Annotated in this window: 19 protein-coding genes, 1 rRNA gene and 1 pseudogene; 15 read left to right on the top strand and 6 right to left on the bottom strand. The window is 71.9% G+C overall.

The annotated features are described in order from the left end of the window. The first annotated feature begins 5 nt into the window (after window positions 1-5). Genes ACFV61_RS10595 through ACFV61_RS10585 form a run of 3 tightly spaced genes read left to right on the top strand, consistent with a single transcriptional unit; the run spans window position 6 to window position 2401 of the window. Window positions 6-866, top strand: a complete 861-nt coding sequence (locus ACFV61_RS10595) for a TauD/TfdA family dioxygenase (RefSeq protein WP_380337327.1) — start codon at window positions 6-8, stop codon at window positions 864-866. Continuing rightward, window positions 863-1633 (top strand): SDR family oxidoreductase, encoded by a 771-nt coding sequence (locus ACFV61_RS10590; protein WP_380491112.1) that lies wholly within the window; start codon window positions 863-865, stop codon window positions 1631-1633. Before ACFV61_RS10595 ends, ACFV61_RS10590 begins: the two co-directional genes overlap by 4 nt. Window positions 1634-1636: 3 nt before the next feature. Next, window positions 1637-2401, top strand: coding sequence for a class I SAM-dependent methyltransferase (locus ACFV61_RS10585; RefSeq protein WP_380491109.1), 765 nt, complete (start codon window positions 1637-1639; stop codon window positions 2399-2401). Between the two features lie 76 nt (window positions 2402-2477). On the opposite strand, the gene cpt is transcribed toward ACFV61_RS10585, so the two are convergent. Beyond that, a complete protein-coding gene (gene cpt, locus ACFV61_RS10580) occupies window positions 2478-3044 on the bottom strand; it encodes a chloramphenicol phosphotransferase CPT (RefSeq protein WP_380491107.1) in 567 nt (188 codons plus the stop codon). Between the two features lie 262 nt (window positions 3045-3306). Here cpt and ACFV61_RS10575 point away from each other — a divergent pair, with 262 nt between their 5' ends. Genes ACFV61_RS10575 through ACFV61_RS10565 form a run of 3 tightly spaced genes read left to right on the top strand, consistent with a single transcriptional unit; the run spans window position 3307 to window position 7291 of the window. Beyond that, window positions 3307-4485, top strand: coding sequence for a terpene synthase family protein (locus tag ACFV61_RS10575; protein ID WP_380491105.1), 1179 nt, complete (start codon window positions 3307-3309; stop codon window positions 4483-4485). Next, entirely contained in the window at window positions 4482-5897 is a 1416-nt protein-coding gene (locus ACFV61_RS10570) for a cytochrome P450 (protein ID WP_380491103.1), read from the top strand. Before ACFV61_RS10575 ends, ACFV61_RS10570 begins: the two co-directional genes overlap by 4 nt. Continuing rightward, window positions 5894-7291 carry an NAD(P)/FAD-dependent oxidoreductase gene (locus tag ACFV61_RS10565; RefSeq protein ID WP_063350413.1) on the top strand — a complete coding sequence of 466 codons (1398 nt, stop codon included), beginning with the start codon at window positions 5894-5896 and terminating at the stop codon, window positions 7289-7291. Before ACFV61_RS10570 ends, ACFV61_RS10565 begins: the two co-directional genes overlap by 4 nt. Before the next feature lie 165 nt (window positions 7292-7456). On the opposite strand, the gene ACFV61_RS10560 is transcribed toward ACFV61_RS10565, so the two are convergent. Then, window positions 7457-7681 (bottom strand): hypothetical protein, encoded by a 225-nt coding sequence (locus ACFV61_RS10560; RefSeq protein ID WP_363377142.1) that lies wholly within the window; start codon window positions 7679-7681, stop codon window positions 7457-7459. A gap of 210 nt (window positions 7682-7891) precedes the next feature. Between ACFV61_RS10560 and ACFV61_RS10555 the strand changes: the two genes are divergently transcribed. From ACFV61_RS10555 to ACFV61_RS10545, 3 genes and pseudogenes are all read left to right on the top strand, one after another. Further along, the gene (locus ACFV61_RS10555) at window positions 7892-9235 is read left to right on the top strand and encodes a GH1 family beta-glucosidase (protein ID WP_380491101.1); all 1344 of its coding nucleotides are present in this window, start codon (window positions 7892-7894) and stop codon (window positions 9233-9235) included. Window positions 9236-9321: 86 nt separating this feature from the next. Then, window positions 9322-9453: pseudogene (locus tag ACFV61_RS10550) on the top strand (family 1 glycosylhydrolase); the annotation flags it as partial. 330 nt (window positions 9454-9783) lie between these two features. Next, window positions 9784-10275 carry a hypothetical protein gene (locus ACFV61_RS10545; RefSeq protein WP_380491099.1) on the top strand — a complete coding sequence of 164 codons (492 nt, stop codon included), beginning with the start codon at window positions 9784-9786 and terminating at the stop codon, window positions 10273-10275. A gap of 196 nt (window positions 10276-10471) precedes the next feature. On the opposite strand, the gene ACFV61_RS10540 is transcribed toward ACFV61_RS10545, so the two are convergent. After that, window positions 10472-10660, bottom strand: a complete 189-nt coding sequence (locus ACFV61_RS10540) for a DUF6896 domain-containing protein (protein WP_380491097.1) — start codon at window positions 10658-10660, stop codon at window positions 10472-10474. A gap of 94 nt (window positions 10661-10754) precedes the next feature. Beyond that, window positions 10755-11366, bottom strand: a complete 612-nt coding sequence (locus tag ACFV61_RS10535; RefSeq protein WP_380491095.1) for a CGNR zinc finger domain-containing protein — start codon at window positions 11364-11366, stop codon at window positions 10755-10757. Window positions 11367-11494: 128 nt separating this feature from the next. On the opposite strand from ACFV61_RS10535, the gene ACFV61_RS10530 reads away from it, so the two are divergent. The 3 genes from ACFV61_RS10530 (at window position 11495) to ACFV61_RS10520 (ending at window position 16566) form a co-directional block, all read left to right on the top strand. Beyond that, window positions 11495-12562, top strand: a complete 1068-nt coding sequence (locus ACFV61_RS10530) for an alcohol dehydrogenase catalytic domain-containing protein (RefSeq protein WP_363377147.1) — start codon at window positions 11495-11497, stop codon at window positions 12560-12562. Between the two features lie 53 nt (window positions 12563-12615). Then, complete coding sequence (locus ACFV61_RS10525) at window positions 12616-13599, top strand: alpha/beta hydrolase (RefSeq protein WP_380491093.1); 984 nt, start codon at window positions 12616-12618, stop codon at window positions 13597-13599. Between the two features lie 309 nt (window positions 13600-13908). After that, entirely contained in the window at window positions 13909-16566 is a 2658-nt protein-coding gene (locus ACFV61_RS10520; RefSeq protein ID WP_380491091.1) for a SpoIIE family protein phosphatase, read from the top strand. A gap of 54 nt (window positions 16567-16620) precedes the next feature. On the opposite strand, the gene ACFV61_RS10515 is transcribed toward ACFV61_RS10520, so the two are convergent. Together ACFV61_RS10515 and ACFV61_RS10510 are read right to left on the bottom strand one after the other, a co-directional pair. Then, entirely contained in the window at window positions 16621-17646 is a 1026-nt protein-coding gene (locus ACFV61_RS10515; protein WP_063350439.1) for an alcohol dehydrogenase catalytic domain-containing protein, read from the bottom strand. Window positions 17647-17969: 323 nt separating this feature from the next. After that, window positions 17970-19097, bottom strand: a complete 1128-nt coding sequence (locus ACFV61_RS10510; RefSeq protein ID WP_380491089.1) for an NADH:flavin oxidoreductase — start codon at window positions 19095-19097, stop codon at window positions 17970-17972. A gap of 427 nt (window positions 19098-19524) precedes the next feature. On the opposite strand from ACFV61_RS10510, the gene ACFV61_RS10505 reads away from it, so the two are divergent. The 3 genes from ACFV61_RS10505 to ACFV61_RS10495 all read left to right on the top strand — a co-directional run. After that, complete coding sequence (locus tag ACFV61_RS10505; RefSeq protein WP_380491087.1) at window positions 19525-21216, top strand: DUF885 domain-containing protein; 1692 nt, start codon at window positions 19525-19527, stop codon at window positions 21214-21216. 192 nt (window positions 21217-21408) lie between these two features. Beyond that, a complete protein-coding gene (locus tag ACFV61_RS10500) occupies window positions 21409-23589 on the top strand; it encodes a DEAD/DEAH box helicase (RefSeq protein WP_380491085.1) in 2181 nt (726 codons plus the stop codon). Between the two features lie 687 nt (window positions 23590-24276). Beyond that, a 16S ribosomal RNA gene (locus tag ACFV61_RS10495) occupies window positions 24277-24812 on the top strand; the annotation flags it as partial.

The raw sequence follows: 24812 nt of genomic DNA, 5'->3' as shown, positions 1-24812 counted from the left end.
CGCACATGTACGACGACACGGTGTCCGAGATCGGCTGGAGCAGCGAGGAGCTGGAGGAACGGCGGGAGCAGTGGTCGCTCCCGCTCGACGAGGGGGAGCGACAACTGCTCTGGGCGGACGCGCGGGCCGAGCGGTGGGGCGCGGCCGAGCCGGTCCGGGCGAAGCTGCGCGCGCTCGTCCAGGGCGGCGCCCGCTCCGTCGGCGTCGCCCACGTCGTGGGGCTGATGGATCCGACCGCCCCGGAGGAGGAGGTCGCGGCCGCCCTGTCCTTCCTGCTGCGGGACTTCGGCGAGATCGTCCCGCAGAACGGGCGCGGCGACCTCACCCAGGTGCTGCGCGACCAGGACGGCGACGGCAACACCGAACTCGGCTTCCACTGCGACACCTGCGACCTGCTCGTCCTGCTCTGCATCCAACCCGCCTACAACGGTGGAGGGTTGACCAAGCTGGCGAGCGCGCGGCACGTCTACGACCTGATCGGGCGGGAGCGGCCGGACGCCCTCGCCACCCTCACCGAGGAGTGGACCTTCGACCGGACCGGACGGGCCGGGCCCCAGGTCGTGGTCTCCCCGATCCTCTACACCCAGAAGGACGGGACCATCGCCTGCTACTACCAGACGCGCACCGTCCGCTCGTCCCCCGACCGCGGCGGCCCGCCGCTGACGGACCGCCAGTGGGACGCGCTCGGCGTGCTCGACGAGGTGCTCTACCGGCCCGAGATCGCCTTCGGCCTCCCGATGGCGGCCGGAGACCTGCTGATCATCCGCAACAGCCGGGTCCTGCACGGGCGTTCGGCCTACGTGGACGAGCCGGCGCCCAACTCCCGGCGGATGCTGCGGATCTGGATGAACACGGAGGACATGTGACCGGGAGCGCGCAGACACCGCACGGGCGGACCGCCGTCGTCACCGGCGGCGGCAGCGGGCTCGGCCGGGCCGTGTCCCTGGCGCTGCTGGGCGCCGGCTGGTCCGTCGCACTGGCCGGGCGGCGCAAGGACGCCCTCCAGGAGACCATCGCCCTCGCCGACGTCGACCCCGCCCGGGTGCTGGCCGTCCCGACCGACATCCGCCAACCGGAGGAGGTCGCGGCCCTGTTCGACGCCGTCCGCGACCGCTTCGGCCGGGTCGACCTGCTGTTCAACAACGCCGGCGCCGCCGCCCCGCGCCGACCCATCACCGAGACCCCGTTCGAGGACTGGAACCGCGTCCTGGACACCATCGTCACCGGTGGGTTCCTCTGCGCCCGCGAGGCCTTCCGGGTGATGAGCGCCCAGTCCCCGCAGGGCGGGCGCATCATCAACAACGGCGCGCCGTCCGCCCACGTCCCGCGGCCCAACTCCATCGCCTACACGGCCGCCAAGCACGCCGTCCTCGGCCTCACCAAGGTGCTCTCCCTGGACGGCCGCGCGTACGGCATCGCGGTCGGCCAGATCGACGTCGGCAACGTCACCCCGGTCGACGGCGGCCCGCAGCCCGCCGCCATGCAGGCGGACGGCACGATGGCGGTCGAGGCGACCATCCCGGTGGAACGCTTCACCGAGGCCGTCCTGCTGATGGCCTCGATGCCGCCGGACACCAACGTCCAGTCCCTGACCGTCCTGCCCACCACCATGCCGTACATCGGGAGGGGCTGAACCGTGCTGGTCAGCGCACGTTCCTTCGACGAGTACCGCGCGATGTTCGCGCTCACCGACCTCGACCTCGCCCCCGGCCGGCGCATCCTGGACTGCCCGGGCGGCGCGGCCGCCTTCACGGCCGAGGCCGGCCGGCGCGGCATCGATGCGGTGGCCGTCGACCGCGAGTACGCCCACCACCGGGAGGACCTCGGCGTCCTCGTCGAACGGGAGACCCGGCACAAGCGCGACCAACTGGTGAGGGAGGCCCCGGAGTTCGTCTGGACATGGTACGGCGACCCCGACCGCCTCACCCGGCAGTGGATCGCCAACGCCCGCGACTTCCGGGCCGACATCGCCGCCCGCCCGGACCGCTACGTCGCCGGCTCGCTGCCCGAACTCCCGTTCGCCGACGACTCCTTCGACCTGGTGCTCAGCTCGCACCTGCTCTTCTCCTACGGCAACCGGCTGGACGAGGACTTCCACCTGGCGGCCCTCCTGGAACTCGCCCGGACCGCCCGCCGCGAAGTCCGGCTCTTCCCGGTCATGGTGTACGACACCGGCGTCCGCTACGGGGAGCTCGACGGGCTGCGCCAACACCTGGACGCCCTCGGGATCCCGAGCCACGTGGAGCGGGTGGACTACGAATTCCAGCCCGGGGACAACGAGTTGCTCGTGCTGTCGTGCGCCGACTACCGGCCGCTGGCGCGGGCCGGGGCGCCGGGAGCCGACGCGTCGGTGCCGGGCGCCGCCGACCCGGTGCGGTGGCGGCACCGGGAGAACCCCTGACCTCAGGCCCGAGTCTTGGCCCTGGGCCTGACCGACGCCGAGTCTGCGTCGGCCAGGTCCAGGGCCAGGCCCCGGGTCACCCGCCGACGGGGGCGGATCCGGCAGCGTCGCCTCCGAGGTGGGCGGCAATCCTCCGCGCGCACTCCAGCGACTCGGTGTGCGAGGTGTCCACCTCCAGGTCGTAGCGCACGCCCTGGTGGACCAGTTCCGCCTGCGAAGCGGCCATCCCCAGGATCCGGTTCCCCCGGGCGAGCTCCCGGCCGGTGGCCACCGCCGCCTCGCAGCGGACCCCGACCCACAGCACGTCCAGCCCCACGAGAGCCTTCTCCCACCGGAGTTGGGACTCCGCCCGGCCGAGGAAGACCTCGTCGACGATCACCCGCGCGCCCGCCCCCGCCATGGTCGCGACCCCCGCGATCCACGCCGCCTGCAAGGCCTGGAACTTCGACCCGACGCTCACCCCGCCGTCGGCCGCGAAACCGATGCCCCCGTCCGTATCGTGCAGGGACGCGGGCATCGCCTCGATCAGGGTGTCGACCCCGACCGTCAGCCAGGGCTCCGGCAGCACCGCCTGAAGACACCGGGCGATCCCGGACTTGCCCGAGCTGGAACCACCGTTCAGCACAATCACCTGAGTCGCCATCCCGCCACCGTAGCCACCCCGGCGCCACATCCCAACCGGATATCGGACGCCCGGCGAGAGCCTGGCCGCCGACGGGTGGGGCGTGTCGGGAGGGGCCGGGCGGCACGCGGGGAACGGTCACGGTCCGTGTCGACGTGGTGACGGCGCGATCACTCGTGCGGGGGAAAAGCGATGGTTGCGCTTTGAACAGTCGCGGTGGCTGGCCAGACTGGTCCTTCTCCGACCGGCCGGTCGGAGGTGGTGAGCGAGGGGGAGCACGGGCATGGGCGTTTCGTCGTACCGCGGCATGTGTGGCCTCGCCGCCGAGCACCCCGGAGGCCCGGACCTCCTCGCGGGAGTCGCCAGACCGGCGCCGCATGGCGAGGCCGGCGCCCTCCGCCGCGACGTCGGGGCGTGGCTGGTGGCGAGCGGGGTGCTCGGCGGTGACGTCCAAGGGTTCCTGGCACAGGGCCACCTGGACCTGGTGGCGGAGGCGTGGGGCGACGTCCCCCGGGGGCCGAGGCTGGTTGCGGCGGCGAAGTGGCTGGTGCTCACCTGGATCCTCGACGACCGCTTCGACGACCAGTGGATCGGCCGGCCCGTCACGGCGGCCCGGCGGACCGTCCAGGCGCTCACGGACGTCCTGGGCGGCGGTTCGGGCGTCGACTCGGACAGCGTTCCGGGTGGCGGCTCGGACGGCGTTCCGGACAGCGTTCCGGGCGGTGGCTCGGATGGTGTCTCGGACGGCGGCTGGGATGGCATCGAGCCGCCCGGCGACGCACTCGTCGAGGCGTTCGCGGTGCTGTGGCGGGAGACGGTCGAGCTGACGCCGCCGCAGTGGCGGGCGCGCTACGCGGCGTACTTCCGCGCGTACCTGGACACCTCGCTCGGCTACCTCGACGAGGCCTCGCTCCGCGACACCGCCTTCCGCGACACCGCCTTCCACGACGCGCCCTTCCGCGACACCCCCTTCCACGACCTCGGGACCGCCGCCCCGGCCGGCGCCGTGCAGACCGTCCCCGAGTACCTACGCCGACGGGACCAGGACGGCGCCGTGTCGTGCGCGGCGGGGTGGATCGAACTCGCCCACGGCCTGGACCTCGCCGACGAGGTCTTCCGGCACCCGAGGGTGGCGGACCTGCTGATGCGCTTCAACCACGTCGTCTGCTGGGTCAACGACCTCTACTCCGCCGAGGGGGAGTCCGCCGCCGGGAACGGCAAGAACCTGCTGCGCTCGTTCACCGTCCACGAGGGCCTGGCCCCCCAAGAGGCGTCGGCCCGGCTCGGGGCGCTGTGCGAGGCCGAGTCGACGACGCTGGAGTTCCTGGCGGACGGCATCGCCCGCGACCCGTCGTCGCCCGGCGAGGTCCGGGCCTTCGCCCTCGGGCTGGTCCGCTTCACCCGCGCGCTCATCCACTGGACGGCGACGGCCGCCCGCTACCGTACGGAGTCACCGCGATGATCCCCCGTCCGCCCGGCGGCCTGCCGCTGCTCGGGCACCTGGTGCCGTTCCTGCGCGACCCGCTGGCGTTCCTGCGTTCCCTGCCCCGGTACGGCGGCCTCGTCCAGATCAGACTGGGGCCGGTCTCGGCGGTGGTGGTCTGCGACCTGGAGCTGACCTGGCACGTCCTGCGCGAGGACCGGGTCTTCGACAAGGGCGGGTTCCTGTTCGAACGGGTCCGCGACTTCGCCGGCAACGGCCTGGTGACCTGCCCCCACGCCGACCACCGCCGCCAGCGCCGCTACGTCCAGCCCGCCTTCCGCGCCGACCGGATCGCGCGGTACACGGAGGTGATGGCCCGGGAGGCCCGACGGCTGGCCGGGTCCTGGAGCGACGGGCAGGAGGTCGACATCACCGCCGAGTTGAGCCTGGCCGCCGGGCGCAGCCTGGTCTCGACCCTGTTCACCCGGCTGCCGTTCACCGGCCTCCAGGAGACCGTCGACGACTTCGTCCTGCTCATCGGCGGCTCCTACCGGCGCATGCTGCTGCCCCACCGGCTCAACCGGATCCCGTTGCCGGCCAACCGCCGCTACGACGCCGCCCGCACCCGGCTGGTGCGCCTGGTCGACGAGGTCGTCACCGCCTACCGCGCGGATCCGGAGGACCGGGGCGACCTGGTGTCGACGCTGGTGGCCGCCGACGCGGGCGGGCAGGCGCTCTCCAACGCGGAGGTCACCGACCAGGTGATGACGATCTTCGCCGCCGGCTTCGACACCATCGCCAACTCCACCGTGTGGGCCCTGCACCTGCTCGCCCAGCACCCGGACATCGCCGATCGGGTCCGGGCCGAGGTGGACGCGGCCCGCGTCGACGCGACCGGGGTGAATGCGCCCGGGGTGAACGCGCCCGAGGCTGATGTGCTCGGAGTGGACAGGGCCGAGGCCGGCGCCACCACGGCGGCCGGCACGTCGGCGAGCGTGGACGGGCTGGAGCTCACCACCCGGGTCGTCCGCGAGGCCGTCCGGCTGTACTCCCCGGGCTGGCTGCTCACCCGCGTCACCACCACCGACACCGAACTCGGCGCGCACCGCCTGCCCGAGGGCACCTCGGTCATCTACAGCCCCTACCTGCTCCACCGCCAGCCCGCCCTGTTCCCCGAGCCCGACCGCTTCGACCCCGAGCGGTGGGTGGGCGTCCACCCACAGCGCGGCCCGTTCATCGGCTTCGGCGCGGGACCGCGCCGCTGCGTCGGCGAGCAGTTCGGCATGACCGAGTCCGTCCTGCTGCTCGCCACGATCATGCGGGCCTGGCACCTGGAGCACGTCCCAGGCCGGACCGTCCGCGAGCTGCCGCTCGCCACGCTGCGCCCCGGCCCGGTGTGGATGCGCGCGACCCGCCGTGACGGCCTCGTCCGCACCGGGGCCGCCGGGTGAGCACGGCCCTCGTCCTCGGCGGCGGCCTGGCCGGCACGCTGGCGGCCGCCGCCCTGGCGCCGCACGCCCGGAGCGTCACCGTTCTCGAACAGGACGTCCTGCCCGTCCTGCCCGGCCCGCGTCGGGGCCTGCCGCAGGGCGAGTTCAGCCACATCCTGCTCGGCGGCGGCGCGGACGCCGTCGAGGAGGTCCTGCCCGGAACGCTCGACGCCCTGCTCGCCGCCGGCGCCCACTACCGCTCGATCCCCGCCGGCCTGCTGATGCGCCTCGGGCCGGGCTGGCTCCAGGGCTTCGACTCGCCGGCCTACCTGATCGCGTGCAGCCGGCACCTGCTCGACCACGTCGTCCGGCGGCGGTTGCGCGAGCAGGCGAACGTGACGGTCCGCGAACGCACCTCCGTCCTCGGTCTGGTGGGCGGCCCGGGCCGGATCGTCGGGGTCCACATCGAGAACCCGGACGGCTCGCGGGAGACCCTGCGGGCCGACCTGGTCGTCGACGCGACCGGCCGCCGCTCCCGCGCCCCGGAGTGGCTGCGCGCCCTGGGGGTCGAGGGACTGTGCGAGGAGACGGTGGACGCCGGACTCGCCTACGCCGCCCGGGTGTTCGAGACGCCGGGCGGAAACGAGGGCTTCCCGGTGGTGAGCATCGTGCCCGTCCCGGGGCGCGGCCGGCCCGGTCGGGGCGCCACCATCATCCCGATCGAGGACGGGCGTTGGATCGTCACGCTCTCCGGCACCCGTGGCGGCGAACCCGCGCGGGGCGAGCGGGAGTTCCACGACTTCCTGAAGGCGCTGGACCACCCGGTCGTCCACGACCTCGCCCGCGCCGCCCGCCCGCTCGGCCCGATCCGCACCTGCCACGGGACGCTGAACCGCCGGCGCCGCTACGAGTGCTACGAGGGCGGCCAGTTGGCCGGGTTCGCCGCCACCGGCGACGCGGTGGCGGCGCTGAACCCGGTGTACGGGCACGGCATGACGGTCGCCGCCCAGTGTGCCGCCGCCATCCGCGCCGCCGTCGACAGCGAAGGCCTGCACCCGGGGGTGAGCGCACTGATCCAGCGGCGGATCGCCAGGGTCGTCGACACGCCCTGGGACATGGCCAAGGACCAGGACGAGGGCTTCCCGGACGCGCTGTCGAGCCACCCCGCCACCGCCGCCGGGCCCGCCGCCGTGTTCACCCGCTGGTACACCCGCCGGGTGCTGGGCGCAGCCCTCACCGACCCCGCCGTCTCGGCCGCCTACTTCGAGGTGTTCTCCCTCGCCGCGAGACCCGCCCGGCTGGCCAGACCCGCGGTGGCCCTCGGCGCACTGCGACCCCGGCGCGCCCACCCGCCGACCGCCGGCCAGGCGATCGCCCGCTTCCCGGGGGTGGCCGCGCTGGCCGGGCCCTACTGACCGGCCCGGACGGCCGGAACCGCCCAACCTCCCGTTCCCGCACTCCTGTTCACGCCGTTGCCGTCGACGCCGCCCTCGAACGCCCAGGTCCTGTCCCACCAAGATCGGTCGGACAGGCCTGGGGTCCGTCCTCAGGTGGACCCCAGGGCGACCTGACGGCTTCGGTCACCGGGCGGCCGCGGCCATCGCCTCGCGAACGGTGATCAGGCATGGATCGCAGTAACGGTCCGGGCCCGCCGACTCCTCGACGCCCGCAGCCGGCGCGACGCGCTGGGCGGGTTCGAGGAAGCGTCCGCACAGGGACGTCGACGAGTCGTTCTTCGTCACCACGTGCCACACCACGGCCGGCGGTGACACCGCCGGGTCGTGCTCGGCCCACATCTCGTACACGGTAGCCTCCCGAATCGCTGGGGCCCGGTCACCCCATGCAACCCCCCTCCCCGGCGGTCGGCCACCGGACGGGGCCCGGTGGGATGGCGCGCGGACGGTCGGGGCGTGCGGGTGGCGGCTGTTCCCTTGTGGTGGTGGCCGGTTGCCCCTGGCGTTTCGGTGTCGCGCCAGTAACATGAGTTCCCCTCACGTTCATGTCAGGAGGCAGTCATGCCGGACCGCTACGACCTGCCGACGGGGTTCCGCTGGGGCGCCGCCACCGCCGCCTACCAGATCGAGGGGGCGGTGACCGAAGACGGCCGCGGGCCCTCCGTCTGGGACACCTTCGCCGCCCGCCCCGGCGCCGTCCGCGACGGCCACACGGGTGCGGTGGCCTGCGACCACTACCACCGGTACCCCGAGGACATCGCGCTGATGAAGGACCTCGGGCTGGACGGCTACCGCTTCTCCATCTCCTGGCCCCGCGTGCTCCCCACCGGCGCGGGCACCGTCAACCCCGCCGGACTCGCCTTCTACGACCGCCTGGTGGACGCCCTCCTTGACGCCGGCATCACCCCGCTGCCCACCCTCTTCCACTGGGACCTCCCGCAAGGCCTGGAAGACAACGGCGGCTGGCTGAACCGCGACACCGCGTACCGCTTCGCCGAGTACGCCACCGTCATGGCCGACCGCCTCGGCGACCGCGTCCCCGCCTGGATCACCCTCAACGAGCCCTTCGTCCACACCGTCTTCGGCTACGCCCTCGGCACCCACGCCCCCGGCCGCACCCTGATGCTGGAGGCCCTCCCGGCCGCCCACCACCAACTCCTCGCCCACGGCCTGGCCGCGTCCCTGCTCCACGACCGCGGCCTGGAGGTGATGCTCTCCAACAACCTCACCCCGGTCGAGCCCGCCTCCGCCTCGCCCGCCGACACGGCCGCCGCCGAGGCCTACGACGCCCTGCACAACCGCCTGTTCACCGACCCCGTCCTCCTCGGCCACTACCCCGACCTCTCCGCCCTCGGCGTCCCCGACGACCTCTACGGCGCCCTCCACCCCGGCGACACCGACCTCATCGCCGCCCCCGGCCTCGACGGCCTCGGCCTCAACTTCTACAACCCCACCCGCATCGCCGCCCCCACCGAACCGGGCCTCCCCTTCGACTTCGTCGACATCCCCGACGTCCCCCACACCGCCTTCGGCTGGCCCGTCGTCCCCGACGCCCTCCACCAACTCCTCCTCGGCCTGCGGGACACCTACGGCAAGGCCCTTCCACCGATCACCATCACGGAGAACGGCTGCTCCGTCACCGAGGAGACCGTCCCCGACCAGCCCCGCATCGACTTCATGGCCGCCCACCTCGACGCCCTCGCCCAAGCCGCCGCTGAGGGAATCGACATCCGCGGCTACTACACCTGGTCCCTCCTCGACAACTTCGAATGGGCAGAGGGGCTGTTCAGCCAGCGGTTCGGACTCGTCCACGTCGACTTCGAAACGCAGCGGCGTACACCGAAGGCCTCCTTTGCCTGGTACCGCAACCTGATCGCCGCCCACCGGGCGCAGAATGCAAGGTAGGGGTCGGTAACTTTCCTGCGAGATGGCCGAGTTGGGAAAGGCCGTGACTGGTAGTTACGGTCTCCCTATAATGACAGCCTGTTCGATGGGCTGAGGGCTACCACCAGCGCTTCGGCCTCATCCACGTCGACTTCGAGACGCAGAAGCGCACCCCGAAGGCCTCCTGCACCTGGTACCGCGATCTGATTGCCAGTCATCATGTGAAATTTGGACGTTAGTTGCGAGCTGCGCGAGGGGTGCGAGTCAGGATCGCGACCGGGAAGGAAGCGACTGGCGAAATGCGAACCCGTAGCCGAGTACCCCGCGCTCGGCGGTGATGACAGGGTGTCCGATAGGTCGGACGGTCTTCGCCAGCGGTTCGGCCGGGGGCCGCGGCGGCCCCCGGCCCGTCGATCGCGCCCGTCCCGGCTCCGAGTATCGTCTGATCCTTGACGGCAATGGGAACTCCGCCCGCCTCCGGGCGCCGTCACTTGTCTTCACCATCCGTGCCATCGGGTGACTACGAACGGTGAGGATGCCGGTCGACCGACACACCAGGGAGGGCCCGGATGGCGGACAGCGAGCACGAGGACGGCGATGCGAACCCCTCGGAACTGCCGGCGCTGCGACTGAAGCTCTACGTCGAGTCGCTCCAGGTCCTGATGCCCGAGCGGCAGTTCAAGCTTCTGATGGACGTCCTGCGCGGCTATGCCGAGCTCGGCGGTGGGCGGATCGCGGTGAAGCTGGACGACGAGGAGCGGGAGCTGTTCACACCTGCGGTGCAGCGCGAACTGCTCGTTCTCCTCGGCCTGATCGGCGCCCTGACACCCGGACACGAGGACCGCGCCGACCGTGTGGTGGCCGACCTCGGCGACGGGGAGTGGGCCAAGGAGGTCATGTCGCTCGTACCGCTGGAGGTCGCCTCCGACCCGGCCCGACTGCGGGAAATGCGCGACCGGCTTGACGCCGCTGAGGGCCGGCGGGCGAGCGACCGCGCGACGGTCGAGGGAATCGCAGAGGCGAGCGGGATGGCGGGGACAGAAGAGGCCGGGCCCTCCTGACTCTCGACGTCAGCGCGGTCGGCCGCATGATCCGTCCGCGTGTACCGCGGCCCGAACACCTGCTCAGAACGAGCCAGTAGTGAGAGCGATACCCCAGGAATCCGAAGCAATCGCGAGCACGGGGGTTCGTGGCCCCGCGACCTACGACCTCGTGATCAGTCGCTGAATGGCGGGCTCGTCGTCGACCGCGCCGGTCTCACGCTGAAGTCTTGACCTCGGCCACGCTGAACCACCCTGGCCGCACCTCGACCAGCGGTGACTTCAGCGACTCCACTGCGGACCGCAGGTCCTGCTCCGTGGGGTCGTGAGGCGCGGGCAAACTCCGGCCATAGCGGCGCAGCCGCCAGAAATCGAAGATCTCCCTGTCGTCGGCTGCGAAGTCCACGTCGATCTCGGGTGCCGTTGTCGCTGATGAAGAGGCAGCCTGCTCCGTGGACCTGGTAGGAGTAGGTGCCGATTTCGCCGCGCGCGGCGATGCGCTACCGGGGGCCGTCGGCGGGTGTCTGTTGCCTGGCCCGGTAGGCGCGCTTTTTGACGAGGGCGCCGCAGGTCTTCATCGAGCACCAGCGGCGGGCGCCCGCGCGGGAGGTGTCGACGAAGGGGGCGCCGCAGTCGGGGTTCCCGCAGATGCGGACGCGGGTGCGGTGTTCCGATGCGCAGAGGGCGATCAGATCCCGGGCGACCATCGAGAGCACCGCCGCGAGCGCGTCGCCGTGCCAGCGCACGGTGGTCGCGTCGGGGGCGAGTTCGGGTGTCGAGGGGGGCTCGGCGGCGGCGCGGTTGACGAGCGCGATGTCCTCGGGCGAGGGCGGCGTGGCGTCCGCCAGGGCGCGGCCGGTCCGCTGGATCGCCTCACGCAGTTGCCTGGCGCGGCCGAGGTCGGCCTCGGTGCAGGGCGGCGGCGCTGTCGTGCAGTCGCTTTCGACGGCCCAGCGGCTCAAGTCCTCAGGCCGGGCGAGCCGTTCGAAGGGCGTGTCCGCGCCGCGGTCGGCCAGGGTGCCGGCGAAGGCGAAGCACAGCCGCGCGTCGTCGAAGCGGAAGTCGGCCTTGGCGCGCTGGCGCCCCTCGCGGCTGTCGTCCCTGTCGTCCATGTCCACCACTTTATGCGGTTGACATGATTCCGGGCAAGCGGCTAGCTTCCAAGTCCACCACTTAAACCGGTGGACTTTAGGCGGTTGCTCCCCGCTCCCGTCGACTCCAAGCACGAGGAGGCCGCGCCATGCGCGCCGCAGTCATCGAGGAACTCCACAAGCCGCTCGTCATCCGCGAGGTGCCCGATCCCTCCTGCCCGCCGGACGGCGCGATCGTGCGCGTCGGGGCGAACGGGATCTGCCGGACCGACTGGGCCCTGTGGGCCGGGGAGTTCTGGACGGGCGGGCCGCGTGTCGAGGCCCCGTTCGTCCTCGGCCACGAGTTCGCCGGCACCGTCGTGGAGGTCGGCCGCGAGGTACGGGGGTGGAAGGAGGGCGACCGCGTCATCTTCCCGATGAACCCCGGCGAGGGCGCGTGCGAGATGTGCCGCAGCGGCAATCAGCACGTCTGCGAGCACGTGGACTCGCTCGTACCCGGGGTGTCCTACTGGGGCGCCTTCGCCGAGTACGTCATGGTCCGCTTCGCCGACGTCAACCTGGTCGAAGTACCGGAGGGCGTCGGCTTCGTGGACGTCGCCGCGCTGGCCTGCCGCTACATGACCGCCTTCCACGGCGTCGTCGACCAGGCGAAGGTCCGCGGCGGCGAATGGGTCGCGGTGTACGGCGCCGGGGGCGGCATGGGACTGTCGACGGTCGAGATCGCCGCGGCGACGGGCGCCAACGTCATCGCGATCGACATCACGGACGACAAGCTGGACGCCGCCCGCGCGCTCGGCGCCGTCCACACCGTCAACGCGGCGACCGATGACCCCGCCGAAGCGGTGAAGACCCTCACCGGCGGCGGTGCCCACGTGTCGGTCGACGCCGTGGGCATCGCCGCCGCCTGCCGCAACTCCGTCCTCTCCCTGCGCACTCGCGGCCGCCACCTGCAGCTCGGACACACCACCGCTGCGGAACAGGGGGACGTCGCGCTGCCGGTCGACGTCATGATGGTCAAGGAGCTGGAGTTCCTGAGCGCCTTCGGCATGCAGGGCCAGCGCTTCGGCACGATGCTGAACATGATCGCCGCCGGCCGCCTCGACCCCGGCCGCATCGTCTCGCGCACCGTCGGCCTCCACGAGGCGAGCGAGGTCCTGGAGTCCCTGGAGACGTACGGACCCACCGGCGTGGTCGTCATCGACTCGTTCCGCCCCTGAAGCGTCTCCCCCCGGCCCCCTCGAAACACCTCCCCCCGAAAGCAGGAACGGCCATGCCCGCATCCCGTCAACTGATGGACCAGGAACTGAGCCTGGCCCTCGACGCGGTCCCCATGACCCCCAACGGCGCGTTCGACCTGACGGACCTCGCCGCAACGCGCGCGGCGTTCCGCGCCGAGGCCGAGGCCGCCGCCGACGCCCAGCCAGGCGATCCGTCGGTCACCATCGAGACGTACCTCGTGCGCCGAACGGACGGCCCCGACGTACCGATCCGCCTTCTGCGCCCCACCGGAGCGCCCGGACCTCTGCCGGTCCTGCTCTGGTTCCACGGCGGCGGACAGGTCCTCGGCTTCGCCGCCCAGGACGACCCGTGGCTCACCCGGCTGGGCGCGAGCCTCGGCTGCGCCGTCGCCGTGGTCGACTACCGGCTCGCCCCCGAGACACCCGCTCCCGGCGCCGCCGAGGACGGCTTCACCGCCTACCAGTGGCTCGGCCGCGAGGCGGACGCGCTGGGCCTGGACGGCGCCCGCATCGGCATCGCGGGCCAGAGCGGCGGCGGAGGCGTCGCGGCGGCCACGACCCTCCTGATCCGCGACCGCGGTGGCGTGACACCCCTGTTCCAATCACTCACGTATCCGATGCTCGACGACCGCAACCGCACCGCATCGAGCCACGAGATCACCGACATCGGCATCTGGGACCGCTCGACCAACCTCCTCGCCTGGCAGGCGATCCTGGGCGACCGCGCCGGCACCGACGACGTCTGCCCCTACTCCGCCCCCTCCCGCACCACCGACCTCAGCGCCCTGCCGCCCACCTTCATCACCGTCGGCGACCTCGACTGCTTCCGCGACGAGAACCTCGACTACGCCACCCGCCTGCGGGCCCACGGCGTCCCGGTCGAATTCCACCTCTACCCCGGCGCCTACCACGCCTTCGACCTCATCGCCCCCCACTCCCGGCTCGCCACCACCTTTCACCAGACCTGGTCCAACTACCTCACCCGCCAGTTCCACACCTCCCCGTCCCCCGCCTGACATCCGCGCCGAGGACTGTTCGGTCGTGGAGGAGACGAGAGGAGAGGGAGGAGAGGAACGGTGAGGGCCGGCCGGCCGCGGGGCGGGTGAGCCGTTCGGCGCTGCGGCGGGACACGCTGCCACCTGCGCTTCGCCCCCATCAGCGTAGTGTGGCCCGCTCGTGACCGGGGTGCGGTGGATCATGGGTGTATGGCCAGAGACACGGGCCGCTCCTCCTGGCTGCCCCTGCGTCGATCGGGTAGCCGTCGTGAGCGGCGACACCCACGCTCAGCCCCGCGGGAGCAGTCGGCGCATCGCCTGTGGTCGGTGATGAGCATCCGGAGTGTCGCCGGTCAGATGTTCGTCCTGCAGGTGCTGATCGTGCTGTTGCTCGTGGTGACGGCCGTCGTCGTGCTGCTGGTCCAGTCCCGCAGCGACCGGTTCGAAGCGGCGCACGGCCGCACGCTCGCCGCGGCCCAGGCGTTCGCCCACGGTCCCGGTCTGGTGGCGACGATGCAGGGCCCCGACCCCAGCGCGGTGCTCCAGCCGCTGACCGAAGCGGCCCGCACGGCTGCCGGGGTCGACTTCATCGTGGTGACCGACCGCAACGGCATCCGCTACACCCACCCCGATCCGGAGCTGATCGGCAAGATGTTCATCGGCACCATCGGGCCGTCGTTGCACGGCCAGGTCACCGTCGAGGACGTGAACGGCCCACTCGGCTCCGAGTACCAGGTGGTCGTCCCGGTGGAGGACTCCCACGGGGCGGTCGTGGGCATCGTCTCGTCCGGGATGAAGGTCTCCAACGTGAGCAGCGCGTTCAACCGCCAGCTGCCGGTCGTCCTGGGCGTCGGCGCCTTGGCGCTGGGCCTGGCCACGGCCGGCACGGCGCTGGTGGGCAGGCGTCTGCTGCGGCAGACGCGCGGCCTGGGGCCGGAAGAGATGACCCGGATGTACGAGCACCACGACGCGGTGCTGCACGCGGTGCGCGAGGGCGTGGCCATCGTCAGCGGCGACGGCCGGGTCCTGCTCGCCAACGACGAGGCGCGCCGCCTGCTCGACCTGCCGCCCGACGTGGAGGGGTGCACCGTCGCCGACCTCGGCCTCGCCCCCCGCACGGCCGAACTGCTGCTCTCCGACCGTGCGGTCACCGACGAGGTACTCCCCGTCGGAGACCGCCTGCTGGCCGTCAACAGCCGCCCCACCGACAGCGGGGGAGGACCGTCGGGCAGCGTCACCACCCTGCGCGACTCCACCGAACTGCGCGCCCTCGCGGGGAGGGCGGAGGTCGCCCGCAGCCGGCTCAGGCTGCTGTACGAAGCGAGCCTGGCCATCGGCACGACCCTGGACGTCCGGCGCACCGCGGAGGAGCTCGTCCGGACGGCCGCCCACGAATTCTGCGACTACGCCACTGTCGACCTCGCCGAAGCGGTCCTGGACGGCGAGGAACCACGGGTCCTGGTGGCCGATGCCCCGGTGGAGCTGCGGCGGGTGGCGGTCGCGGGCGCCCGGGACGATTCGCCGCTGTACCCCCGAGGGGAGCTGGTCAGGTGGGACCGGGGCACCCCGCAGGCGGCGGGCTTCGTCGGGGGGCGTCCCACGCTGGTCACCGAGCTGGCGACCGACGCCGGCTGGCGCATGCAGGACACCGAGCGTACGCAGGCGGTGCTGGAGTTCGGCCTGGCATCGCTGATCGCCGTTCCGCTGTCGGCACGGGGTGTGCTGATGGGCATCGCCTGCTTCTGGCGCAGCCGTGACCGAGGTCCCTTCGAGGAGGAGGACCTGTCCCTGGCCGAGGAGCTGGCCGCCCGGGCCGCCGTGTCCATCGACAACGCCCGCCGCTACACGCGCGAGCACATGATGGCCGTCACCCTTCAGCACAGCCTGTTGCCGCGCGCGCTGCCCGAGCAGAGCGCCCTCGACATCGCCTACCGCTACCTCCCCGCCCAGGCGGGGGTCGGCGGCGACTGGTTCGACGTCATCCCGCTGTCGGGCACCCGGGTCGCGCTCGTCGTCGGGGACGTGGTCGGCCACGGCCTGCACGCGGCCGCGACCATGGGCCGCCTGCGCACCGCGGTCCAGAACTTCTCCACCCTCGACCTGCCGCCGGACGAGCTCCTCGGGCACCTGGACGAACTGGTCGCCCACATCGACCAGGAGACGGCGGCAGCCGAGGGCGAGCTCGCGATCACCGGCGCCACCTGCCTCTACGCCATCTACGACCCCACCACCGCCACCTGCGCCCTGGCCCGGGCGGGCCACCCGCCGCCCGCCCTCGTCCACCCGGACGGCACGGTGGAGGTCCTCAGCCTTCCCGCCGGTCCGCCGCTCGGCCTGGGCGGGATGCCCTTCGAGGCCACGGAGGTACGGGTGCCCCAGGGCAGCAACCTGGTCCTCTACACCGACGGCCTCATCGAGGACCGCACCCGCGACATCGGTGTCGGCCTGGACGTCCTCACCGCCACCCTGGGCCGCGCCGACCGGTCGCCCCAGGAGGTCTGCGACGCCGTGCTCGACGCCCTGCTGCCCGTCCGCCAGACCGACGACATCGCCCTGCTCGTCGCCCGCACCCAGGTGCTGGCACCCGATCGGACCAGCGAGTGGGAAGTGGCCGCGACCCCCGAGGCCGTGGGCCGGGCGCGGGCCGAGGCGACCCGGCAGCTCACCGAGTGGGGCCTTGAGGAGGCCGTATTCGTCACCGAACTGGTGCTCAGCGAGCTGGTGACCAATGCCATTCGCCACGGGACCGAACCGATCAAGGTGCGGCTGCTGTACGACCGCACGCTGATCTGCGAGGTCGCCGACACCAGCAGCACCGCCCCGCACCTGCGCTACGCGGCCGCCGAGGACGAGGGTGGCCGCGGCCTGTTCCTCGTCGCCCGGCTCACCGAACGCTGGGGCGTGCGCTACACCCCCTGGGGCAAGATCATCTGGGCCGAGCAGTCGCTGCAGCCGAGCGCCTCGATGGCCTGGCCCATGATCGAGTAGCCGGGGGAGGCCCGTAGTGGGACCGCCTAGCCAGGGGGGCGTGGCCGATCCGGGTCAGCCGGTGGTGAGCACCATCCGGAAGCGGGCCTTCCCGGCGAGCATCTTCTGGTACGCCTCCTCGGCGTGGTCCAGCGGCACGGTCTCGGTCATCGGGCGGATGCCGTGCAGGGCGCTGAACGCCATCGTGTCCTCCACGTCCTGCGCGGTGCCGGACGGGTGGCCCCGGACGACGTTGGCACCCATGAGCAGTCCGGCCGGACTGATCGCCATCGGAGCGGCATCCGCCCCGATCACCACCAGCTCCCCGCGCGGGGCCAGGCCGTCCAGCGTGGACGCGATGGCCTCGGAGTTCCCGGCAGTGGCCAGCACGGCCCTGGCGCCGCCGAAGGACTGCAGCGCCTCGGCGACCGGGGTGCCGGCGGTGCTGTCGACGTAGTGGTGGGCGCCCAGTTGCTCGGCGAAGCCGGCCTTCTCGGCTCCCCGGGCGATCGCCACCGTCTCGAAGCCCATCGCGACCGCGTACTGAACCCCGAGGTGCCCGAGCCCGCCGAGCCCGAGCACTGCGACCAGATCGCCGGGCCGTGCGGCGCTGCGCCGCAGCCCGTTGTACGTGGTCACGCCCGCGCAGGCCATCGGCCCGGCATCGCCCGCCGCCAGTTCGTCGGGGATCCGGGCCAGTGCGTCGGCGGGCGCGATCACCTTCTCGGCGAAGCCCCCGTCATACGCCCATCCCGGGACCTTCAGGTTCCGGCACACGATGAAGTCGCCCTGGCGGCACGGCTTGCAGTGGCCGCAGCTGCCGCCGAACCAGCCGACCGCCACCCGGTCGCCGATCTGCCATCCACGGTCCCGAGTGCCCTCGCCGAACTCCTCGATGTGCCCGGCGATCTCGTGTCCGGGCACCACGGGGAACGACACGCCCGGTAGCGCCGCGTTCACGAAGAGTGTGTCGGAGTGGCAGACGCCGCACGCCTCCACGGCGATCCTCACGTGGCCGGGTCCTGGCTGCGGCACCTCTCGCTCGGCCGGGTGGAGCGCACCGCCCGGGGCGGTCGCCTGTGCCACTCGATAGGTACTCATGATCAGCGCTCCTCCGGGAAGATGATCGGCGCTCCTCCGGGAAGTCGTCGCCGTACGTCGGCAGGCTGCTCAGGGGTCCATCCGGGGGGCCTTTCTTCACCATAAGGCCGTACGGGCCACTGTGCAGGGCAGTGGGGGCAGCAGGCCGAGGGCCACCACCGGCGTCACGGCCTCGTCCGTGTCGACTTCGTCCGGAATCACCGCTCACGCAAGCTTGTTGACACATCGTTCTGCCGGAGCGGTCCTGCGGGAGTCCGAAGGGACCCGGCCCCGCCGTACTTGCCGCTGTACCTGCCGCGCGGCCGGGTCCTCGGGGGTGGTGGTCAGCTGAGGGTGCGGAGCGCGTCGGCGTCGTAGGGGCGCAGGTCGGCGTGGCGGCCGGAGAGGACCTTGGCGGCCCACTGCGGGTCCTGGAGGAGGGCGCGGCCGACGGCGACCAGGTCGAACTCGTCGCGCTCCAGCCGGTCGAGCAGGTTGTCGATGGCCTGGACCGGGGAGCCCTCGCCCCTGAAGGCGCCGACGAAGTCGCCGTCGAGGCCGACCGAGCCGACGGTGATGGTGGGGCGGCCGGTGAGCTTCTTGGTCCAGCCGGCCAGGTTGAGGTCCGAGCCGTCGAACTCGGGGATCCAGTAGCGGCGGGTCGAGGCGTGGAAGGCGTCGACGCCGGCCTCGGCGAGCGGGGTGAGGATCGCCTCCAGCTCCTCGGGGGTCTCGGCGAGGCGGGCCTCGTAGTTCTCGGACTTCCACTGCGAGTAGCGGAAGATCACCGGGAACTCCGGGGAGACGGCCGCTCGCACCGCGGCGACGAGCTCGGCCGTGAACTTCGTCCGGGCCACCGGGTCGCCGCCGTAGGCGTCGGTGCGGCGGTTGGTGCCCGCCCACAGGAACTGGTCGAGCAGGTAGCCGTGGGCGCCGTGCAGCTCGACGCCGTCGAAGCCGATCCGCTCGGCGGCCGTGGCGGCCTCGGCGAACGCGCCGATGACGGCGTCCAGATCGGTCCGGGTCATCGCCCGGCCCGTTCCCTCGGTGCCGTCCAGGCGGATCCCGGACGGGCCGACGGCGGGCGCGTCGGCGAACGGCGGGTCGCCCTGCTGGCGCACCATGCCGATGTGCCAGAGCTGCGGCACGATGGTGCCGCCCGCCGCGTGGACGTCCTCGGCGACGCGGGCCCACCCGGCCAGCTGTTCCTCGCCGTGGAAGCGCGGGATGTCGTCACTCTGGCCGGCGGACTCGTGGCCGACGTACGTCCCCTCGGTGATGATCAGGCCGACGCCCGCGGCGGCCCGGCGGGCGTAGTACGAGCGCACGTCCTCGCCGGGCACGCCGCCCGGGGAGAACCTGCGCGTCATCGGCGCCATCGCGATGCGGTTGGGAACGGTCAGCCCGTTGAGCGTGACGGGCCGGGACAGGATTTCGGCCGCGCGGGAGGCTGCGGGCTCGGTGACGGTCATGGGATCCCTCGGGGGTGCCGGTGGTGTGCGCCGGGGCGGAATTGGTTGCCTGTGCAAACAACCTGGGTGGCCCCCGCATTTCGCCGACTGCGCGAAACCTGCTGTGATCAGCGCCACTGCGCACCGGAGGGGGCGGCCGGCTCGTCGCGCCCGGTCGTGGCCCAACCCGTGTGCTGCGGTGCGGACTTGGCGGCCGTCCGGGGCGGGAGGGCGGACCCTGGCTACAATCACGACGTGTTCGACGGCCTGAGGCCTTCCGCCGGCGCTCCGGAATCGTCCACGTCGACGTCGCGGCGCAGCGACTTCGCGGCGCGGTGACTTCGTGGCGCAGTGACTTCGCGGCGTAGCGACTTCGTGGCGCAGCGGCGCACCCCGAAGGCCTCCTACGCCTGGTACCGCGACCGATCGCCGACCGAAGGAGCTGACGATGACTCCACGACAGATCGCCGACGACTACGTGGCCCGGATCGCCGCACACGATCCCGTCACCTCCACGTCCCTGGGCCTGGCTCCGGGCGACGACCGGATGCCCGACCTGTCGCCGGACGGCGTCGAGGAGACGGTCCGGCTCGCGCGGGAGGCGCTGGCGCGTCTGGACGCCGTCCCCGAGGCCGTCCCCGAGGCCGGGCCCGACGGGGATCCGGCGGAGCTCGTGTGCGCGCGGCTGCTGCGCGAGCGGCTCCACGCCGAGGTGCGGGTGCACGAGGCCGGCGAGAACTTCCGCGCCGTGCGGAACCTGCACACGCCGGTGCACCAGCTCCGGGGCATCTTCACGATGATGCCCACCGCCACCGACGACGACTGGGCCCCGGTCCTGGGCCGACTGCGCAACCTGCCCGCCGCGCTGGACGGTTACCGCGCCACGCTGGCGGAGGGCGTCGCCCGCAAACTGCTCGCCGCGCCCCGCCAGGCCGACGTGCTGTGCGCGCAGCTCACCGCGTGGACCGGCGAGACGGCCGGGGGCCCCGGCTGGTTCGCCGAGTTCGTCGCCCCCGCGCCGCAGCGGCTCCGCCCCGAACTGGACACCGCCGCGAACGAGGCGACCGCCGCTGTGGCCGCGTTCCGGGACTGGCTCCGCGACAGCTACCGGTCCGCTGCGGAAGGCACGCCGGACGCCGTCGGCCGCGAGCGCTACCTGCTCGGGGCCCGCCGGTACACCGGCGCCGACCTGGACCTGGACGAGACCTACGACTGGGCCTGGGAGGAGTTCCACCGGGTCTGGGCCGAGCTGCGCACAGAGGCCGAACGGGTGCTGCCCGGCGCCACCGTCCGGGAAGCCCGGGCCCACCTGGACGAGCACGGACACACCGTGCACGGCGCCGAGCAGATGCGCGGCTGGCTGCAGCAGATCACGGACGACGCGATCGAGGCACTCGACGGGCGCCACTTCGACATCACCGGCCCGCTGCGCCGGGTCGAGACCAGGATCGCCCCGGCCGGCAGCGCCGCCGCGCCGTACTACAGCGGACCGAGCCTCGACTTCGCCCGCCCGGGCCGGACCTTCCTCCCGCCGGCCAACGGCGACGCGCAGGAGCGGTTCCGCACCTGGCGCCTGGTCAGCACCTGGTACCACGAGGGCGTCCCCGGGCACCATCTGCAGCTCGCCTCCTGGACCGCGGCGGCGGAGCAGCTGTCCCGCTACCAGGTCACCCTCGGCAAGATCAGCGCCAACGTGGAGGGCTGGGCCCTGTACGCGGAGCGGCTGATGGACGAGCTCGGCTTCCTCACCGATCCCGGACGCCGCCTCGGCTACCTTGGCAAGCAGATGATGCGCGTCGCCCGCGTCATCGTCGACCTCGGCATGCACCTGGAGAGCGTCATTCCGGCGGGCTCCCCGTTCCACCCGGGCGAGCGCTGGACCCCGGAGCTGGCCACCGCCTTCATGGCCGACTACGTCGGTCTGGCGCCCGCCCACCTGCACAGTGAGATCGTCCGCTACCTCGGCTGGCCCGGCCAGGCCATCGGCTACAAACTCGGCGAGCGCGCCTGGCTGGCCGGCCGCGAGGCGGCCCGCCGCCGGCTGGGCTCCGACTTCGACCTCAAGCACTGGCACATGAAGGCCCTGCGGCAGGGTTCCCTGGGCCTGGACGACCTGGAGGCAGCCCTGGCAGCGCTGTGACCGCCGGCTGACGGCCGGGTGACCGCCGTCGATCGAGACGGACGCCCGGGCGCCCCCGGCCCGGAGACTCCGCCGGGCCGTCGGGCGGCCGGGGGAGTGGTCGGGAATCCGGGGCGGTCGGCGGTGCCTGGATGGAATCATGTGGACGCCCGGAGAGGGTGCCGCAGGGTCGAGTCGGGACAGGAGCCGTAGGTGGGAGAGAGGCAGCGCGCCGTCCGGAAGCCCAAGGTCGTGCTGGCGGACGGGGAGCGGCTCCATGCGGTCGCCCGCGCGGTCGTCGACGATCACCAGGGTGCTGTCGAGCACGTGCGCCAGGCCGCGGCCGGTCTGCGGGGCCAGCTGGTCCGCGACGAACTGGACGCCATTCCGGTGGCCCGGCTGAAGGACGTCACCGAGGGGCGTCTGCGCGTCGGCGCGTTGGAGGCCGCCGGGATCAGGACCGTGCGGCAGGTGGTGGACGCCACGCCCTACACGCTCCAACTGCTGCCCGGAATCGGAGCCCAGAGCGCTCTCCAGGCCATCGCCGCCGCCGGGCAGATCGCTCGGGCAGCGGAGCAGGCCGTGGCGATCCGGCTGGACGTCGACCACCAGGACGCGGCGGGCACCGCGCTGGTCGTCGCACTCCAACGGCTGGTCGCCGCCGGGCCCGATGCGAGACGGGCCAGGGAGCTGGCGGAGCGTGTCGCCGGCGAGGCCGCCGCCCTGATCGCCGCCGCCCAGCCGGCCCGGGGCGTTGTGAGAGGCCTGTTCGCCGGGCGGCAGCGCCGACAGGAGGCGTTCGCCGCGGTCGACCGGTTGGACGCCCTGCTCGCGGAGACGGAGGGCCGAGGAACGTCCATGCTCTTCGCCCAGGCCTCGGTGGACCTCCTCCGCCCACCGGCCACGGACATCGAGGCCTGGGCGGAGTTCGAAGTCCGCTCGGCCGAGTTCTACGGCGTCCTGGGCGAGTTCGCCGGATCCGGCTCCGACGGGCTCACCGCCTCCGAGGGCTTCCTCCCGGAGAGCCTGTCGGACCGGGTCCGGGCCGAGCCGCTGGACGACACCCGGTGCACGGTCCCGCTCCGTGGTTACCAGGCGTTCGGTGCCCGCTTCGCCCTCGCCCAGAAGCGGGTGATCATCGGCGATGAGATGGGCCTCGGGAAGACGATCCAGGCGATTGCCGCGCTCGCGCATCTGCGGGCGCACGGGAGCGCACACTTCCTCGTCGTCTGCCCGGCGAGCGTCCTCATCAACTGGATCAGGGAGATCGAGTCGCGCAGCACGTTGAGGGCGTTCCGATTCCACGGCCAGGAGCGGGAAGCGGCGCGCACCGAATGGCTCCGCAGCGGGGGTGTCGCCGTCGTGACCTTCGACGGACTGCGTCGCCTGGAGGTCCCGGAGGACGTCACGGTCGGCATGGTCGTGGTGGACGAGGCCCACTACGTCAAGAACCACAGCACGAAGCGCTCGCAGGCGGTGGCAGAGTGGACCGCCCGCGTCGACCGTGTCCTGTTCCTCACCGGCACCCCGATGGAGAACCGGGTGGAGGAGTTCCGGAACCTGGTCCGCTATCTGCAGCCTGATCTTCTGCCCGGAATCCACAGCAGTTCGGCCGCCGCAGGGCCGACGTCGTTTCGCAAGGCAGTGGCACCGGCCTACCTGCGCCGCAACCAGCGGGACGTCCTGACGGAGCTCCCCGACGTCGTTCATGTCGACGAATGGGAGGAACTGTCGGCGTCCGATCTCGTCGCCTACCGCTCGGCGGTCGCCGAGGGGAACTTCATGGCCATGCGCCGTGCCGCGTACGCGGACCCGGAAGGGTCGGCAAAGCTGCTGCGGCTGATGGAGGTCGTCGACGAGGCTGCGGAGAATGGGTTGAAGGTCGTTGTCTTCTCGTACTTCCGAGATGTCCTGCGGGTCGTCCAGGACGCCCTGGGGCAGCGTGCTTTCGGCCCGATCGACGGAGGCCTGGACGCTGTCCGACGGCAGGACGTGGTGGACGAGTTCGCCGCCGTGCAGGGCCATGCGGTGCTGCTGAGCCAGATCCAGGCCGGCGGTGTGGGACTGAACATCCAGGCAGCGTCGGTCGTCATTCTCTGTGAGCCCCAGGTGAAGCCCACCATGGAGAGCCAGGCGATAGCCAGAGCCCATCGCATGGGCCAGGTCCGGCGTGTGCAGGTGCACCGCTTGCTGGCCGTGGACAGCGTCGACCAGCGGATGGTGGAGATTCTTCGCGCGAAGAGCCAGTTGTTCGACGACTACGCGCGCCGCAGCGACGTGGCCGAATCGACTCCTGAAGCGGTCGACGTCTCGGAGCAGTCGCTGGCCGCGCTGATCGTGGAGGAGGAACAACTGCGCCTCGCCCGGACGGCTGCCAACGGTGCTGCGACCTGACGCCGTGACCGGGGGCGTTGTGGCGGGTCGGTAGGGGTCGGGAGGGGCTGGCAGGGGCGGTTGGCAGGGGCTCGCAGGGGTAGACCTGCGCGGTCCCGGGCTGGGCGTTTGTTTCGGGCACTGAATAGGGGGTACTGTCTCCCAGTCGCTCGGCAGGGAGCACCGGACACGCATCGGCGCGGACGGTCCCGGGGCGGCCAATCCTCTTGAAACACCACCTCCTGGGTCGGGTCGGGTCGCGTCTTGTCGCGGCTTGGTTCCTATTCGGCGTGCTCGTTTTATTGGATTGCGGCTGATTCGCTTTTCGGAGCAGGGGTCGGCTAGAGTTTGAAACGTCGGACGGGGCGTCAAGCCGCAGAAGACACCAGCGAGTTGGATGAACGAAGCGCCGGAAACGGAGCGGAAAACATCTGGTAAGCTGGAAACACGAAAGAACGAAGCGCCCGGAGGGCCCGCTGGAAGGCGGTCCGAAGGAAGTGTCCGTTCCTTGAGAACTCAACAGCGTGCCAAAAGTCAACGCCAGATATGTTGACATCCCCGGCCTCAGATTCTTCTGGGGTTGGAGATTCCTTTTGAAGTAAAACACTAGCGAGGACGCAGTGCGCGGGACCGCCCTATTCCGGTGGTTGCCGTGCCGCTCAACGCGAGTGCCGCCCGGTGCTTTTAATTAGGCACTGTGGGTAGACATTCACGGAGAGTTTGATCCTGGCTCAGGACGAACGCTGGCGGCGTGCTTAACACATGCAAGTCGAACGGTGAAGCCCTTCGGGGTGGATCAGTGGCGAACGGGTGAGTAACACGTGGGCAATCTGCCCTGCACTCTGGGACAAGCCCTGGAAACGGGGTCTAATACCGGATATGACCTTCCTCCGCATGGGGGTTGGTGTAAAGCTCCGGCGGTGCAGGATGAGCCCGCGGCCTATCAGCTTGTTGGTGGGGTAATGGCCTACCAAGGCGACGACGGGTAGCCGGCCTGAGAGGGCGACCGGCCACACTGGGACTGAGACACGGCCCAGACTCCTACGGGAGGCAGCAGTGGGGAATATTGCACAATGGGCGAAAGCCTGATGCAGCGACGCCGCGTGAGGGATGACGGCCTTCGGGTTGTAAACCTCTTTCAGCAGGGAAGAAGCGCAAGTGACGGTACCTGCAGAAGAAGCACCGGCTAACTACGTGCCAGCAGCCGCGGTAATACGTAGGGTGCGAGCGTTGTCCGGAATTAT

Origin of the sequence: Kitasatospora sp. NPDC059817 (assembly GCF_042731835.1) — a bacterium.
In the GTDB taxonomy this organism is placed as follows: Bacteria; Actinomycetota; Actinomycetes; order Streptomycetales; family Streptomycetaceae; genus Kitasatospora.
Note: the sequence above shows the minus strand (reverse complement) of the source record. Positions and strands in the feature narration are given on the sequence as shown.